Source organism: Streptomyces sp. NBC_00637 (assembly GCF_045161545.1).
In the GTDB taxonomy this organism is placed as follows: Bacteria; Actinomycetota; Actinomycetes; order Streptomycetales; family Streptomycetaceae; genus Streptomyces.
Window position 1 is genome coordinate 525,887 of the sequence record NZ_CP109046.1, and the last position, 15,206, is coordinate 541,092.

Consider the following 15,206-nt stretch of genomic DNA (forward strand, 5'->3'; position numbering starts at 1 on the left):
GCCCCGGCGGCGGTGAACGCCGCGGTCGGGGCCACCGTGCCGTAGACGTCCAGTGGCGCGTCGGTGTCAGCCGAGCCTGGCGAGCAGTTCGGCGGCGACGGCGGCGGAGGAGGCCGGGTTCTGGCCGGTGACGACGGAGCGGTCCACCTCCACGTGAGAAGCCCACGGCTCGCCGGCCTCGACCTTGAGGCCGGCTTCGACCAGCCGGTCCTGCAGCAGCCACGGGGCGTTGTCGGCATTGCCGGCCAACTCCTCCTCCGTGTTGGTGAACGCGGTGATCCGGTATCCGGCGAACGCGTTGGTCCCGTCCTCCTTGACGGCGGCCAGCAGGGCCGCCGGGCCGTGGCAGACCACGCCCACCGGCTTTCCGCTCTCCAGGGCGCGGGTCAGCAGGGCGCCGGAGTCGGTGTCGACGGCCAGGTCCTCCATGGGGCCGTGGCCGCCCGGCACGTACACGGCGTCGAAGCCGTCCAAGGCCACCTCGGTCAGGGCCACCGGGTGACGGAACTCGTCGGCGCCGTCCACGACTGCCTTGATCCTCGCGGCCTCCTCGTCACCTCCGGTGGCCTCCGGGGCGAGGCTCGCGGGGTCGACGGGCGACACGACACCGCCCGGGGTGGCCACGACGACCTCGTGTCCCGCGGCCCGGAACGCCTCGAACGGCACCACGGCCTCGTCCGCCCAGAAACCGGTGGTGTGACGGGTTCCGTCCTCGAGGGTCCAGTGACTGGAACCGGTCATCACAAAAAGGATCTTCGACATGAGGTCTCCTACCAGTGAGGTCTCGCCGCGGGTGTCAGCGGCCGGATCGCCGCTCGGACGCGGCCACCCCTCGAAGCTAGACCGGCCACATGACGGGAAGCCAATAGAGAATCCGATAGTGACCATTGGTATGCCGATGAGCTCAGTCGGCAGTTCACGCCTATGCTGACCTGCGTGACGAACCGGAAATCCAGGGAAGGCGCCCCGCGCGCCCGAGGGGGTCGGCTCCCGCCGCACACCGATCTGAACCTGCTGCGCACCTTCCTCGCGGTACACCGCTCCGGCTCTCTCACCGCGGCGGCGCCGCTGCTCGCGCTCTCCCAGCCGACCGTGACCACCCATATCCGGGTCCTTGAGCAGCAGACCGGGCACTGTCTGTTCACCCGGTCCTCGCGCGGCATGGAGCCCACTGCCTACGCCCAGGAGCTGGTCGGTCTGCTGACGGGCCCCCTCGACGCCATAGCCGCCCTCGAAGGTCAGAGCAGAGCCTTCAGTGACGACACCGTCCCGTTGCATCTCGCCGGTCCTGCCGAACTGCTGGCCACCCGGGCCCTTCCCGCTCTCGCCCCGCTCGTCGCCGACGGTCTGCGGCTGCGCGTCGTCACCGGGCTCACCGATCCCCTCCTGGAGGACCTGCGAGTGGGGCGCCACGACCTGGTGATCTCCACCCGACGTCCCCGCGGTCGCTCACTGACCTCCGTACCACTGGCGGACGAGGAGTTCGTCCTCGTCACCGCGCCCATCTGGGCGGACCATGTCGCCGGGCGCCTGTCCGCCGACGGAGCGTGCGCCGCGGTCCGGGAGATCCCCCTCGTGGCCTACGCCGAGAACCTGCCGATCGTTCGACGCTACTGGCAGACCGTCTTCGGCAAGCGCCTCACCGCCTCGGCCGCCGTGACCGCACCGGACCTGCGGGCCGTGTCGTCCACCGTGGTCGCGGGCGCGGGCTACAGCGTGCTGCCCCGCTACCTCTGCCAGGACGAACTGGCCTCCGGCCGCCTCGTGGCCCTCGACGATCCGCAAGAGCCGCCCATCAACACGGTCTACCTGACCGAGCGGTCCACCGACGACACGCATCCCGACATCACGCGCGTCCGCGAACGTCTCCTGGACGCCGCCCGAGCCTGGTGACGGGCATGCCATCGACCGCGGGGCGGGTCGCCGCCGCGGTGATGACGATCTGGCTGCTGAGGGCGGAGGCGCCGGTGGGCTGATGCGGTGGGCGGTCAGGGGGCGGCTTGCTTGCGGTGGGTGGTGGCGAGGGCTGTGGTGAGGCTGTCGGTGAGGGTGGTGTCGTCCGAGGCGGTGTCGGCCCAGGCGATGTGGCCGTCAGGGCGGACGAGGGCGGCGCGGACGTCGGTGAAGTCGGCCGGGGGCCGATAGGGGGCGGCGGTGTGGACGTGGAGTCCGGGGCGGGCGTAGCCGGCGAGGCGGTCGCTGCCGGTGAAGTCCAGCAGGAGGTAGCGGTCGGTGTGCAGCAGGGCGAACAGGGTGGTGTCGCCGAGGGTGAGGTCGGGGGCGCGGGTGCCGGTCAGGGGGTGGGCGCCGGGGGTGGTGGGCGGGTAGGTGACGGCGAGTGAGCTGACCTGGGCGGCCAGGTGGTCGTGGAGGTCGGGCAGGGTGGCGATCAGCCGGGCGAGCAGGCGGCGCAGATCGAGGCCCTCGGGGGTAAAGGCGGTCATCAGGGCGACCTGGGCGCGGCTGGTGGCGGTGAGGTCGGCGCCGACCGGGTGCCGTTCGGCGTGATAGGTATCCAGCAGGTTGTCGGGAGCCCAGCCGTTGAGTGTCGCGGCGAGCTTCCAGGCGAGGTTGGCAGCGTCCTGGATGCCGGCGTTCATGCCGACGCCGCCGGCGGGGAAGTGCTGGTGGGCGACGTCGCCGGCGAGGAGGACGCGGCCCTTGCGGTACCGGTGGGCCAGGCGGGTGGCGTTGCCGTAGCGGGAGAGCCAGCGCGGGTCGCGCAGGCCGAAGTCGGTGCCGGCCATGGCGACGACGTTCTCGCGCAGTTCGTCCAGGGTGAGGTCGCCGGGCCGGGTGGCGGTGAGGTCGCGGGGGGTGATGCCGACGAGGCGGTGGATGCCACCGGGCATGGGCACGGCCATGAGGGCACCGGCGGGGCCGAAGTAGCTGTAACCGGGGGCGGGCGGGTTGTCCAGGACGACGTCGCCGAGCCAGCCGAGCACGGTGGAGGGGGTGCCGGGATATTCGATGCCGGCCGCGGTGCGCACCGTGCTGCGGGTGCCGTCGCAGCCGACCAGGTAGGCCGCCTGGAGCGTGGCGGGTCCGTGTGGTGCGGTGGTGCGTACGGCGATGTGGTCCCGGTGCTCGGTGAAGCCGGTGACCTCGTGTCCGCGCCGGATGTCCGCGCCCAGGTCGAGGGCCTGGCTTTCCAGCAGTGCCTCGGTGCGCTCCTGGGGGAGGGCGAGGGTGCAGGGGAACGGGCTGGGCAGGCGGCGGAAGTCCAGGCGGGAGTCGAGGGCGCCGAAGTGGCCGCCGGGCAGCGGTATGCCCTCACTCATGAAGGGCTGGTGCGCGCCTCGGGAGGCGAAGGTCTCGAGGGTGCGGGGGTGCAGGGTCAGGGCGCGGGAGCGGGTGTCGCGTTCGGGGCGGGGTTCGATCACGGCGACGGTGATGCCGGCGCGGCGCAGTTCGGCGGCGAGCCACAGGCCTACGGGACCGGCGCCTGCGACGACAACCTGGTGGTTCATGGGTCTCTTCTCCCTCGACACACTCTTGGTCGGTGACCAATGTTCGGAAGGGAGTAAACTAGGTCAGTGACCAAGAAGCAAGCCGGAGAAGCCACTGCGGGCCAGCTCACCCGCACCGCCGTGATCGGCGCCGCCCTCCACGTACTGGACGAGCGCGGACTGGACGGCCTGTCCACCCGTGCGGTCGCCGACCGCCTCGGCGTGCGGATGAACACCGTGCTGTGGCACGTGAAGACCAAGGCGCGGATGCTGGAGCTGATGGCGGACGCCGTCCTCGCCCGCATCGGCTACGACGACCTGCCCGACGTCCCGCTGGAACGCGCCCGGGAACTGACCGCCCGTTACCGGCGCGCCCTGCTCGCCCACCGCGACGGCGCCGCCCTGGTGACCGGGACCTATCCGGCCGAACCGAACACGCTGCGCTTCGCCGACCGCCTCGTCGACGCGTTCCTCCAAGCCGGTGCCGACGAGCGGCAGGCGGCCTGGACGGCCTGGACGGTCAACTACTTCGTCCTCGGCCTGACCCAGGAGGAACAGGCCGCCCCCGAAGAAGGCGACGACAGGCTCGTGCAGGCGGTCGGTCCCGCTGCGTACCCGGCGCTGGAACGGGTCCTGCCCCACCTCCGGCAGAACTTCGAGGGGCGCTTCACCTTCGGCCTGGAGGCGATCCTCTCCCGTCTCCCCGCATGACAGCGCGCCCTCCCTGGCTGTCGGACGAAGCCGCCCACCGACGGCCGTTCACTTCCCCACGACGCCCCACAAGCTCTTCGCGGCCCTACGAAGCGCCCTTTCGTGGTGCGGGCCGCGCCCGTCGTCGTCGTCGAGGAGACGTCGTCGCGAAGGCCCGCGGCCTTCACCCCGGCGGCCACGCGCTCGGTACCGGGCGCAGCGCCCAGACCGCTCGGGCAGGATCGCCCGGCGGAGCTGACGCCCCGACAGCCGGACAGTTCTACACGGGAGTTGGGGACACCGACCCTCGACCCTCCTGGGGTTGGCACGCCAGGGCTGCGCCGCCAACGCGGCCGCCGCGTCGTCCCCGCGCAGCACCCGCCCGGCTCGACGGTCTCCCACCCCGAGATCTACCGCGCCGATGTGCGTTCCGTCCTGGAACAGCTCGCCGCCGGCCGTTCGGACGGATTCGAAGCGACCGGCCGGCACCAGAAACCTGGACGACGGCCCTCCCCTCTGCGCCCGTCGAGTGTTCCGGCTCGTTCAACCGCGTGGCAGGTGCCGGATCTCCGCCCGCTGGTAGCCTCTGCACGCGCTGACCAGCGCGGCCGTTCAGGAATGGACCTGCGGCTCCCTTCTTCGAAAGAGTGACGTGATCAAGCGGGTGCACACGACCGCCGGAGTGGTTTTGGCGGCAGTCATAGCGATGTCCGGATGCGGTACCGCAAAGCCGGGCAACGCCAAGTCCACTCCGCAGTCAGCGTCGACGGCCGCGGCGGGCGCACCCCTCACCGACGCCGGGTCGCCCAGCGGTGAAGACGGCGGCACCCAGCACGCGCGGCCGACCGGGCGTTCCAGCCCCGCGCCGTCCCCCTCCGTCGCTGCCACCCGGCCCCTGAAGGACGGCACCGCCGTGCTCAAGCACTGCGCGGACGCCGACGACCCGTACACGATCGTCGTGGTCAGAAATCCCAACGAGCGCGAGGGCACCTTCGGCTTGGAGATCAACTACAAGGACGCGAACGGCTTCATCATGAGCGACAGATACCAGCAGGTGCTGGTCGCGGCAGAGGGCAAAACCGAGGTCCGGGTGCCCGCGGCCGGCGCGGGCCCCCTCGACAAGATCGATCGCTGTGAGGTCAATCCCGAGGCCACCGCCGTAGATTGACGGCCACGGAACTCACCGACGCCTGTGACCTGCCAGGCGACGGGCGACAAGCCGGACAGAGGGGTGCGCGCCTTCAGCGTCCCGGCCGCTCTCGACGCGTCGGCTGCTCCCCTGGAGCCACGCGTTGCCGGCGGTCACACCGCGACGACCGCCAGCGAGGCCACGGCGATGCCGAGCCCGGTGATCGCCACGCCGAGGAGCAGCAGGCCGAGGACGGTGAGCACCGCCGCCCACCGCGACCTGATCCGGGAACAGTCGGTGGGCGACTGCGGGTCGTAGACCAGCTTGAGCTGTTCACCCCGGTAGGAGGTGCGGTACTGGTGGACGCCCCCCTCGGGATCGGCGTACTCGTAGGCGGACTGCCCCTTTCGGGACCGGTGGCTCAGCCAGGCCATGACGGTGATGCCGCGCCGGGCGAGGGCCGCGTACTTCGGGCCGAGCGCCACCGAGGCGACCAGGGCGGCGTACCCGAGGAGGAGCGGCACTGCCGCGAGGATCCCGAAGATGACCTCCGGGCCGTGGTTGACAGCGGAGAAGACCAGGAAGCCGAGGTAGCCGGCCACCAGGATGCCGGAGACCACGGTGAACACCCAGAACCGCAGGCCGCGCGGATTCGGCTCCCGGGGCTCGTCCCTGGTGACGATGACTCTGCCGCTGCCGGCCGGGTCGCGTTCCTGAGGCAGGGCGGCGGTCAGCGCGGCGGCGAACACCCCGGCGGCGGTGGGGTTGGTGCCGTCCAGCCGGTGCACCGCGCCGTCGGTGAGTTCGACTACCACCTCCCGCCCGTCGGCCCGCACCTCGCGCACCACCACGAGCGGGATATCGGTACGGGACCTGGGAGCGGCCAGTCGCAGGGTGCCGCCGCCGAGCACCGCCTCGGTGTCGTCCCGGCCTGCGAGTATCTGTCCTGAGCCCATCGGTGTCCCCCTGGATGTGACCTGACGCCAGTCGTGGGAGGAACCTACCGGGCGGGTGATCCTCTAGCGAGGCCGGCAACCGCCGCCGGAACTTCCGCCGATACAGCGCAAGGTCCTCGGCATACACACCAGCCGGATCCGGAGTCCGCGACGCTGATCCCTGAGCACCGACAGCCATGAACCCATGCCGCGCAGCCCTGATCTTCGTGGCGCCGCAGATGCCGCGGCGCAAGGTCCGCACAAGCCCGTCGGCCGCCTGCCGGGGTGCGGTGAGTGGCGGGTGGCCGGGGCCAGGGGTGAAGCTGGAGGTGGCCGCCGGGCGCCGGGAGAAGTCCGGCGGACGTGCCCTCGGGCCGTGCACAGGGGGCCGCGGGTGCGGTCGGATGACTCGAAGCCCGAGATCGGGGAACCGGAAGTGGTGCCCTGACCCACCAGGGGACGCCGGGCGTCCGGATGCCCGGCTTCCTCACCGGAAGAAGGACCATGATGGCGCACGAAGAGGACGACGGGCGCACCGGCGGCGACAGCGTCACACGCCGCCGTCCGCTGCGCGAGCGGCACGTCGAGGAGACGGTCGAGGTCGCGGTGCCGGTCCGTACGGCCTACAACCAGTGGACGCAGTTCAAGACGTTCCAGCGCTTCTCGGCGGTGGTGCTCAACGTCGAGCAGGTCAGGCCCACCGTCACCGCGTGGACCATCGGCTACGGCCCTGTGCGCCACCGTTTCCCGGTCGAGATCGTGGAACAGGACCCCGACGCCTACCTGGCCTGGCGGGGCTTGGAGCAGCATCCCACCCATGAGGGCGAGGTCGAGTTCCGGCCCACGGAGTCCGGGGGCACCGCGATCACCGTCCGGATGTTCCTGCGGCCGCACGGCGCCGTGAAGGTCCTCACCCGCTCCCCCAGGGTCACGAAGCTGGCCGCCCGGCTGGTGCGCGGAGAACTCGTCAGCTTCAAGGACTTCATCGAAGGGCTCGGCCAGGAGGGCGGCGCCTGGCGCGGCACCATCCGCAACGGCCGTGTCCAGCACGACACCCCGGAACCGCCCAGGAGCCGTGTCGCCCAGTGGCCCGTCGGCTGACCTGCCCGCCCGACACGGCAAGAGAAAGGCCAAGCGATGCAGAACCAGCCCGGTGAGGAGCCGGAGACCTCCCTCTCCGTGACACCGCCGAAGAAGTGGGCGGCCGGGGTCCCCGCCGTCGTGCACGCGCTGGAGTACTCCCTGGAGCAGACCTCCCCGCGCAAGACCGGGGTCGACCTGCTCACCATGAACCAGGTGGGCGGAATCGACTGCCCCGGCTGCGCGTGGGCGGACCCCGCCCCGGGCCGGCGCCACCGCAACGAGTACTGCGAGAACGGCGCCAAGCACATCAACGACGAGGCCACCACGCGCCGGATCACCGCCGACTTCTTCCGCGAGCACAGCGTGTCCGACCTGGCCGCCCGTTCCGACATGTGGCTCAACCAGCAGGGCCGGCTCACCGAGCCGATGATCAAACGGCCCGGATCGGACCACTACGAGCCCATCGGCTGGAAAGACGCCCTGGGCGTCCTCGCGCAGGAACTCAAAGGGCTGGACTCGCCCGACGAGGCGGTCTTCTACACCTCCGGCCGGGCCAGCAACGAAGCCGCCTTCGTCTTCCAGCTCTTCGCCCGCGCCCTGGGCACCAACAACCTGCCCGACTGCAGCAACATGTGCCACGAGTCCAGCGGTTTCGCCCTGAACGAGACCCTCGGCGTCGGCAAGGGCACCGTGAGCCTGGACGACCTCCACCACGCGGACCTGATCTTCCTGGTGGGGCAGAACCCCGGCAGCAACCACCCGCGCCAGCTCTCCGCCCTGGAGGAGGCCAAGCGCAACGGCGGCCGCATCGTGGCGGTCAACCCGCTGCCGGAGGCGGGGCTGCGGCGCTTCAAGAACCCGCAGAAGCCGCGCGGGGTCGTGGGGCGGGGCACCCAGATCGCCGACCGTTTCCTGCACATCAAGCCCGGCGGGGACCTCGCCCTGTTCCAGGCACTGAACCGGCTGCTGCTGGAGGCGGAGAACACGCGCCCCGGCACCGTCCTGGACCACGACTTCATCGGCGCCCACACCTCCGGCTTCGAGGAGTTCGCCCGGCACGCCCGCACCGTGGACTGGGACGACGTGCGCGCGGCGACGGGACTGACCCGCGAGGAGATCGAGAAGGTCCGCGACGAGGTCCTCGCCAGCGAACGCGTCGTCGTGTGCTGGGCGATGGGCATCACCCAACACAAGCACGGCGTGCCCACCATCCGGGAGATCGTCAACTTCCTGCTGCTGCGCGGCAACCTGGGACGTGCCGGCACGGGCGTCTGCCCGGTGCGCGGCCACAGCAACGTCCAGGGCGACCGCACCATGGGCATCTGGGAGCAGATGCCGGACAGCTTCCTGGACGCCCTGCGAGAGGAGTTCGGCTTCGACCCGCCGCGCCCGCACGGCCTGGACTCGGTGAACTCGATCAAGGCGATGCTGGAGGGCCGGGTCAAGGTCTTCCTCGCCTTGGCCGGGAACTTCGTGCGCGCAGCGCCCGACAGCGAGGTCACCGAGAAGGCGATGCGCACGTGCCGGCTGACCGCCCACATCTCCACCAAGCTCAACCGCTCGCACACCGTCTGCGGCGACACCGCCCTGATCCTGCCGACGCTGGGGCGCACCGAGCGTGACGTCCAGGCCGACGGCGAGCAGTTCGTCACCGTCGAGAACTCCATGAGCGAGGTGCACACCTCCCGGGGACGGATCGAACCGGCCTCGCGCATGCTGCTCAGCGAGGTCGCCATCCTGTGCCGGCTCGCCCGGCTCAGCGTCGACGGCACGGGGGACATCCCCTGGGCGAAGTTCGAGGGCGACTACAACATTATCCGCGACAGCATCTCCCGGATCGTGCCGGGCTTCCACGACTTCAACGCCCGGGTGGCCCGCCCGGGAGGCTTCCAGCTGCCCAACCCGGTCAACGAGGGCGTGTTCCGGACCGAGACCGGCAAGGCCCGCTTCACCTGCAACGAGCCGGTGGTCCCCCTGGCCCCCGAGGGGCACCTGCTGCTGCAGACCCTGCGCTCGCACGACCAGTGGAACACCGTCCCGTACACCAACAACGACCGCTACCGGGGCATCCATGGCAGCCGCCACGTCGTCCTGGTCAACCCGGCCGACCTGTCCGCGCTCGGCCTCGCCCAGGGCGACCGGGTGGACCTGGTGAGCGTCTGGGAGGACGGCACCGAGCGCCGGGCCGAGAACTTCGAGGTCGTGTCCTACCCGGCGGCCAAGGGGTCGGCCGCCGCCTACTACCCGGAGACGAATGTCCTGGTACCGCTCGACAGCGTCGCCGACATGAGCAACCAGCCCACCTCCAAGGGCATCGTCGTCCGCCTGGAACCCACGGGCGGCCGGTCCCGGCCGGCAGCCGTCTGACCGGGACCGGGGCCGGGGCCGGCGACGTCGTGTCCCGGCGGGGCCCGCGCACGGGTGGAGATGCGCGGACCGACCCAGTCGGTGAAGAACTGGGAGAGCGACCGCAGCGAGCCGAAGTCTCCGCGTCTGGGTGCCTACCAGCGGCTGCTCAACCGGTGGGCGGCGAAATACCCCCGCCCCCGGTGCAGCCCCGGCGGTCTCGGTTGCCGCGATGGCGCCGGCGGCGTCTGCTGAGCCGGCCGCGTCCGGGGTGGACCCGGCAAACGCCCCGCAGGCTCGCGCCGTTCCAGCCGCGGCGCCGGCGCGCCCCGCCCCCCGGCGTAGTAGGCGGCGCAGCCCGCAGCCGACCCGCGCTTCCCGCACGGCCCCCTCGCGGTCCTGGACGGTGACGGCAGCGCGTACGGCGTCGACGGGATCGTGCTCGACCGCCCCGCGCCAAGCGTGGTGGAGCTGGTGGAGTGGACGCTGCACGAGTCCGGCCTCGGCGCGCCACGGCAGTCCGAGCTGCTGGCCGTGGCCTCCCTGGCCATCCTCTCCATCCATCTGAGGCAACGAGGTTCACCGGAGTCCAAGCCCGTCGGGGCGTCCCACTCGGCCACCGGTGTCGAAGGCTGACGACCGAGGGGAACGGCCATACGAGGGACATGACCGTGCCGCGCCACCAGTGGCTCTGGGTGGGGCCGTGTTAGACGCTGGTGACGAGGGGTACCGATGACACGCCCCGGGTCAGGCGCCGGGGGCCGTCAGGAGGCAGACATGGACGCTGCGGTGGACCGGATCGCGCAACCGTGGGGAAACCGGACGCCCTATGGCCGGCACGAGCCGTGGCCCGCCAGAGTGGACACCTTCCTGGAGGAGGGCGTCGACCCGGACGCGGTGCAGCGATGGGTGCAGGCCGCCTCGGTCCTGCACTCGGACGGCGACGCGATGGACATCGCGGTCGTGGACGGACGCATGGTGGGCGTCCGGGGCCGCGCGCAGGACCGGGTCAACCACGGCCGGCTGGGCCCCAAGGACCTCTTCGGCTGGCAGGCGAACGCCTCGAAGGACCGGCTGACCAGGCCGCTCGTCCGCGAGGACGGACGCCTGGTGGAGTGCGACTGGGACACCGCGATGAACCGCATCGTCGCCCGCACCCGGGACCTGCTGGACGAACGAGGTCCGGGATCGGTCGGCTTCTACACGACCGGGCAGCTGTTCCTGGAGGAGTACTACACCCTCGCGGTCCTCGCGAGGGCCGGCATCGGCACCAACCACCTGGACGGCAACACCCGCCTGTGCACCGCCACCGCCGGAGAGGCGCTGAAGGAGTCCTTCGGCTGCGACGGACAGCCCGGCAGCTACGACGACGTCGACCACGCCGACGTAATCGCGCTGTTCGGGCACAACATCGCCGAGACACAGCCCGTGCAGTGGATGCGAATCCTCGACCGCCTGGAGGGCGGCGACCCGCCCCACCTGATCTGCGTCGATCCGCGCCCCACCCGGGTGGCCCGCCGGGCGGCCGTGCACCTCGCACCCCGCCTCGGCACGAACGTGGCCCTGCTTAACGCACTCCTGCACGAAATCATCCGCACCGACCGGGTCGACCACGACTACATCGCCGCGCACACCGTCGGCTTCGAAGAGCTCGCATCCCGCGTGAAGGAGTGCACCCCCGAGTGGGCGGCCGGCATCTGTGACGTGCCGGCCGCACGGATCGGCGAGGCCGCCGAGATCCTGGGCACCGCCGATCGGCTGCTGTCCACAGTGCTGCAAGGGGTCTACCAGTCCCACCAGGCCACCGCCGCCGCCGTGCAGATCAACAACCTGCACCTGATCCGCGGCATGCTGGGGCGGCCGGGCGCCGGCGTGCTCCAGATGAACGGGCAGCCGACCGCCCAGAACACCCGTGAGTGCGGCGCCAACGGCGACCTGCCCGGCTTCCGCAACTGGCAGAACGACAGCCATATCGCCGACCTGGCGAAGGTGTGGAACGTCGAACCCGAGACGATCCCGCACTACGCCCCACCCACCCACGCCATGCAGATGTTCCGCTACGCCGAGCAGGGTTCGATCCGCATGCTGTGGATCAGCGGCACCAATCCCGCGGTCTCGCTGCCGGAACTGTCCCGCATCCGCTCGATCCTGCAGCAGGAGCGCCTCTTCGTCGTCGTCCAGGACCTGTTCCTCACCGAGACCGCCCAGCTCGCCGACGTGATCCTGCCCGCCGCCACCTGGGGCGAGAAAACGGGCACCTTCACCAACGCCGACCGCACGGTCCACCTGTCCGACAAGGCCGTCGAACCCCCCGGGGCGGCCAGGCCGGACCTGGACATCTTCCTCGACTACGCGGCCCGCATGGACTTCCGCGACAAGGACGGCGGTCCGCTGATCACCTGGCACGATCCCGAATCCGCCTTCGAGGCGTGGAAGCGGTGCAGCGCCGGCCGGCCCTGCGACTACACGGGCCTCACCTACGACCGGCTGCGCGGTGTGACCGGAATCCAGTGGCCGTGCAATGACGAGGCACCTGACGGCACGGAACGCCTCTACACGGACGATGTCACCTGGGCCCATCCGGACGTCTGCGAGAGTTACGGCAAGGACCTGGTCACCGGCGCCTCCCAAGAGGTCGTCGAGTACCGCTCCCTCAACCCCGACGGCAAGGCCATGATCAAGGCAGCCGGATACCTGCCGCCCCACGAGGCGCCCGACGACACTTACCCCTTCCAACTGACCACCGGCCGCACCCTCTACCACTTCCACACCCGCACCAAGACGGGGCGCGCGCCCCAGCTGAACGCGGCCGCCCCCGACGTGTGGGTGGAGGCGTCCGTCTCCGACGCGGCCGACCTCGGCCTGAACGAAGGAGACCTGGTCGAGGTCGGCACCCCCCGCGGCGCCCTGCGCGGCCGGCTGCGGGTGACCGACATCCGGCCGGGCCTGCTGTTCGTGCCCTTCCACTACGGATACTGGGACACCCAGGCCGGGCATGCCCCGGGCGGCGACACGCCCGCCCGTGCCGCGAACGAGACGACCGTCACCGACTGGGATCCCGTCTCCAAGCAACCCCTGTTCAAGACCGCCGCGGCCGCGCTACGCCGCGTGGAGCACGCCGACGGCCACACCGCCCCGGCACCGACGACCACGGCATCCGCTCCTGCGCGCGCCGACGCCGTGCCAGCCACAGTGGGCGGTCCCGCAGCCCTGGCCGCCCAGGCGGCTGAATCCTTCCCGGACGGCCGAAAGGACGGCACCGCGTGAACGGCGTCGACCTCACCCTGCAGGCGCTCCACCACGGCGAGCAGCACTTGGTCAAGGAGCTGACCACAGTGGCCGAACGCCACCGCACCGACCACGAGGTCCACCACGTCGCCACCGACCTCGCCGCATGGTCGCGCGAACACGTCCAGCGCGTGAGCGACGCAGGCCGCGATCGCGGCCTGCACCTCGGCGATGCACCCAAGGACCACACCCGGGGCCTGCTCCCGGCGCTACGAGAGAGGGCGGCCGAGACACTGGGACACCGACCGGAACCCGCCCTCGTCCTCCTGCACGACCTGCGTGACCTCCATCTCGCCGCCACGCAGAACTCGCTGCACTGGGAGATGCTCGCCCAAGCCGCGCAAGCCACCAGAAACGACGCACTCCTGTCCCTCGCCTCCGCCTGCCACCCCCAGACACTGCGGCAGATGCGCTGGACCAACACCATGATCAAGGTCCTGTCACCCCAGGCACTGTCCAGCCTGTGACGCGGTAGCGTGCGACACGAACCCCGCGGATCACAAGGCAGCCCGGGCGCGGGCGGGCTCCCGTCCCGGCTCGGGGGAAACACGGAACGGGAGCCCTGCCTCCCTCTTCCCCGCCGCGCGGCCGTGCGGATGCGTCACGCTCTGCGCGGTCTGCGCGCCGGCATCTTCCTCGCGGTCTCCTTAGCTGCCGTCTTCTTCGCGCCGGCCGGCTGCGTCGTCCTCTTGGCCGGCGCCTTCTTCGCTGCCTTCTTGGCGGCTGTCTTCTTCTTCGGCTGTGCGAGGTCGTGGACGTCGGCCTCGGTGTCGTCGGTTTCGCCACGGGAGGTCTTGGCCTTGCGCACCAACTCCTGCAGCGCGGCCATCAGGTCCAGGACCTGCCCCTGCTCCTTCGGTTCGGGCGCCTCAGGCAGCGGCTTGTCCTCCCGCTTGGACTCGATGATCTTCGCCACGGCCTCGGCGTCGCGGAACGCCTCCCCCTGAAGCTCCCAGCGGGTCATGACTCCATCAGCGCCAGCGCGCCTGGTTCCGGCGCCTGCGCATCCGCTGGGAGATCCGGGACGACATTCACCAAGCCTTCATCACCCTCGGCTGCGCATCATCTGTTGGCGACGGCTGAAGACCTCGGTCTGATCCCAGTCCTCAGAGGTGAGCGTCGTTGTTGCTGCCGACGTCGGGTACGCCTGCGGACAGCAGGTGCTCGGCGCCGCCTTCGAGGGCCTTGGCCGTCTCGGTGGAGCGGGGGAGCATGGTCTTCTCGTAGGTGCGGATCGCGTCGTCGACGGTGGCGGCGTTCGCGAGAGCGAGGGCGAGTTCGCTGGCATCGAGCATGGCGAGGTTGACGCCGACGCCGAGCGGGGGCATGAGGTGGGCGGCGTCGCCGAGCAGGGTCACCGTCGGGTTGTGTTCCCAGGCATGCGGCACCGGGAGGGCGAAGATGGGACGGTCGACGTAGGGGCCGTCGTTCTCGGTGATCATCTGGCGCATGCGGGGCGACCAGTGGGCGTACTCGCTTAGGAGCAGGGCGCGGATGCCGTCGGTGTCCTCGGCGGTCAGGCCGCCTACGCCGATCCAGTCGACCGGGACTCGTCGGATGATGTAGACGCGGATGTGGTTTCCGCTGTTGCGCTGGGCGAACAGGCCGCGCTCGCCGTCGGCTGCGTGGGCGCTGCCCGGGCCGACCAGCTCGGCAATGTCCGGGTGCCGGTTCTCGACGTCTGAGAACCACGCTTCCAGGAAGCTCACCCCGGTGTACTCGGGGACGGCGGGAGACACGGCCGGGCGCACCCGGGAGGAGGCGCCGTCGGCGCCGATGACCAGATCGGTCCCGATGCTGGTGCCGTCGGCGAAGTGCAGCCGCCGCGGCCCGTCGGCGGGTCCGCTGATCGTGTCGAGGGCGCGGCCCCAGTGCACGGTTCCCGGTCGCAGGGAGTCGAGCAGCAGGTTACGCAGCTGGCCGCGGTCGATTTCCGGCTTGAAGAGTTCGCCGGCCTCCGGGACTTCATGGGACGTGATCGTGCCGGTCGGGTCCATCTGACGCATTTCCTGCCCTTCGGGGCGGGCGAGCTTGAAGAACTCGTCGAGCAGACCGGCTTCGCGCAGGGCGATCTGGCCGTTGTCGGCGTGCAGGTCGAGGGTGCCGCCCTGGTTGCGCGCGTCGGGGCCCGGGTCGCGGTCGTAGACGGTGACCGCTATGCCGCGCCGCTGGAGGATGCGTGCGCAGGTCAGTCCGCCGGGACCGGCACCGATGATGCTGATGCGGGCCCGGGCGGGCTCTGGGGAGTTCATGGTTGTCCCTTTCAGTCGACGAAGAGGGGGGCGA

13 protein-coding genes are annotated in these 15,206 nt (G+C 71.0%); 8 read left to right on the plus strand and 5 right to left on the minus strand.

Annotated features, from left to right (window positions below; genetic code table 11):
- Positions 1-66: 66 nt before the first annotated feature.
- On the minus strand, positions 67-762 hold the full coding sequence (locus OG440_RS02285; protein WP_406005119.1) for a type 1 glutamine amidotransferase domain-containing protein: 696 nt from the start codon (positions 760-762) through the stop codon (positions 67-69).
- Between the two features lie 174 nt (positions 763-936).
- Here OG440_RS02285 and OG440_RS02290 point away from each other — a divergent pair, with 174 nt between their 5' ends.
- On the plus strand, positions 937-1,893 hold the full coding sequence (locus OG440_RS02290; RefSeq protein WP_406005120.1) for a LysR family transcriptional regulator: 957 nt from the start codon (positions 937-939) through the stop codon (positions 1,891-1,893).
- 95 nt (positions 1,894-1,988) lie between these two features.
- Here the strand turns inward: OG440_RS02290 and OG440_RS02295 are convergent, their stop codons facing one another.
- Positions 1,989-3,470: an FAD-dependent monooxygenase gene (locus OG440_RS02295; protein ID WP_406005121.1), complete on the minus strand. Its 1,482-nt coding sequence runs from the start codon at positions 3,468-3,470 to the stop codon at positions 1,989-1,991.
- 66 nt (positions 3,471-3,536) lie between these two features.
- Here OG440_RS02295 and OG440_RS02300 point away from each other — a divergent pair, with 66 nt between their 5' ends.
- Both OG440_RS02300 and OG440_RS02305 read left to right on the plus strand, forming a co-directional pair.
- Positions 3,537-4,160: a TetR/AcrR family transcriptional regulator C-terminal domain-containing protein gene (locus tag OG440_RS02300; protein ID WP_406005122.1), complete on the plus strand. Its 624-nt coding sequence runs from the start codon at positions 3,537-3,539 to the stop codon at positions 4,158-4,160.
- 685 nt (positions 4,161-4,845) lie between these two features.
- Complete coding sequence (locus OG440_RS02305) at positions 4,846-5,307, plus strand: hypothetical protein (protein ID WP_406005123.1); 462 nt, start codon at positions 4,846-4,848, stop codon at positions 5,305-5,307.
- 134 nt (positions 5,308-5,441) lie between these two features.
- On the opposite strand, the gene OG440_RS02310 is transcribed toward OG440_RS02305, so the two are convergent.
- Complete coding sequence (locus tag OG440_RS02310) at positions 5,442-6,224, minus strand: hypothetical protein (protein WP_406005124.1); 783 nt, start codon at positions 6,222-6,224, stop codon at positions 5,442-5,444.
- Between the two features lie 486 nt (positions 6,225-6,710).
- Here OG440_RS02310 and OG440_RS02315 point away from each other — a divergent pair, with 486 nt between their 5' ends.
- From OG440_RS02315 to OG440_RS02335, 5 genes are all read left to right on the plus strand, one after another.
- Positions 6,711-7,304: an SRPBCC family protein gene (locus OG440_RS02315; RefSeq protein WP_406005125.1), complete on the plus strand. Its 594-nt coding sequence runs from the start codon at positions 6,711-6,713 to the stop codon at positions 7,302-7,304.
- 36 nt (positions 7,305-7,340) lie between these two features.
- Positions 7,341-9,653, plus strand: a complete 2,313-nt coding sequence (locus tag OG440_RS02320) for an FdhF/YdeP family oxidoreductase (protein ID WP_406005126.1) — start codon at positions 7,341-7,343, stop codon at positions 9,651-9,653.
- A 417-nt stretch (positions 9,654-10,070) separates the two neighbouring features.
- Positions 10,071-10,268, plus strand: coding sequence for a DUF6766 family protein (locus OG440_RS02325; protein ID WP_406005127.1), 198 nt, complete (start codon positions 10,071-10,073; stop codon positions 10,266-10,268).
- Positions 10,269-10,409: 141 nt separating this feature from the next.
- Positions 10,410-12,899 carry a molybdopterin oxidoreductase family protein gene (locus OG440_RS02330; RefSeq protein ID WP_406005128.1) on the plus strand — a complete coding sequence of 830 codons (2,490 nt, stop codon included), beginning with the start codon at positions 10,410-10,412 and terminating at the stop codon, positions 12,897-12,899.
- Positions 12,896-13,387, plus strand: coding sequence for a hypothetical protein (locus tag OG440_RS02335; protein WP_406005129.1), 492 nt, complete (start codon positions 12,896-12,898; stop codon positions 13,385-13,387). Before OG440_RS02330 ends, OG440_RS02335 begins: the two co-directional genes overlap by 4 nt.
- A 134-nt stretch (positions 13,388-13,521) precedes the next feature.
- On the opposite strand, the gene OG440_RS02340 is transcribed toward OG440_RS02335, so the two are convergent.
- Positions 13,522-13,884, minus strand: coding sequence for a hypothetical protein (locus OG440_RS02340; protein WP_406005130.1), 363 nt, complete (start codon positions 13,882-13,884; stop codon positions 13,522-13,524).
- Positions 13,885-14,026: 142 nt separating this feature from the next.
- Positions 14,027-15,172, minus strand: coding sequence for an FAD-dependent oxidoreductase (locus tag OG440_RS02345; RefSeq protein WP_406005131.1), 1,146 nt, complete (start codon positions 15,170-15,172; stop codon positions 14,027-14,029).
- Positions 15,173-15,206 lie beyond the last annotated feature (34 nt).

Coding starts and splice junctions, on each gene's coding strand:
- OG440_RS02310 (WP_406005124.1), bottom strand. CDS start 6,224: ATGGGCTCAGGACAGATACTCGCAGGCCGGGACGACACCGAGGCGGTG.
- OG440_RS02305 (WP_406005123.1), top strand. CDS start 4,846: ATGTCCGGATGCGGTACCGCAAAGCCGGGCAACGCCAAGTCCACTCCG.
- OG440_RS02295 (WP_406005121.1), bottom strand. CDS start 3,470: ATGAACCACCAGGTTGTCGTCGCAGGCGCCGGTCCCGTAGGCCTGTGG.
- OG440_RS02320 (WP_406005126.1), top strand. CDS start 7,341: ATGCAGAACCAGCCCGGTGAGGAGCCGGAGACCTCCCTCTCCGTGACA.
- OG440_RS02285 (WP_406005119.1), bottom strand. CDS start 762: ATGTCGAAGATCCTTTTTGTGATGACCGGTTCCAGTCACTGGACCCTC.
- OG440_RS02340 (WP_406005130.1), bottom strand. CDS start 13,884: ATGACCCGCTGGGAGCTTCAGGGGGAGGCGTTCCGCGACGCCGAGGCC.
- OG440_RS02315 (WP_406005125.1), top strand. CDS start 6,711: ATGGCGCACGAAGAGGACGACGGGCGCACCGGCGGCGACAGCGTCACA.
- OG440_RS02330 (WP_406005128.1), top strand. CDS start 10,410: ATGGACGCTGCGGTGGACCGGATCGCGCAACCGTGGGGAAACCGGACG.
- OG440_RS02345 (WP_406005131.1), bottom strand. CDS start 15,172: ATGAACTCCCCAGAGCCCGCCCGGGCCCGCATCAGCATCATCGGTGCC.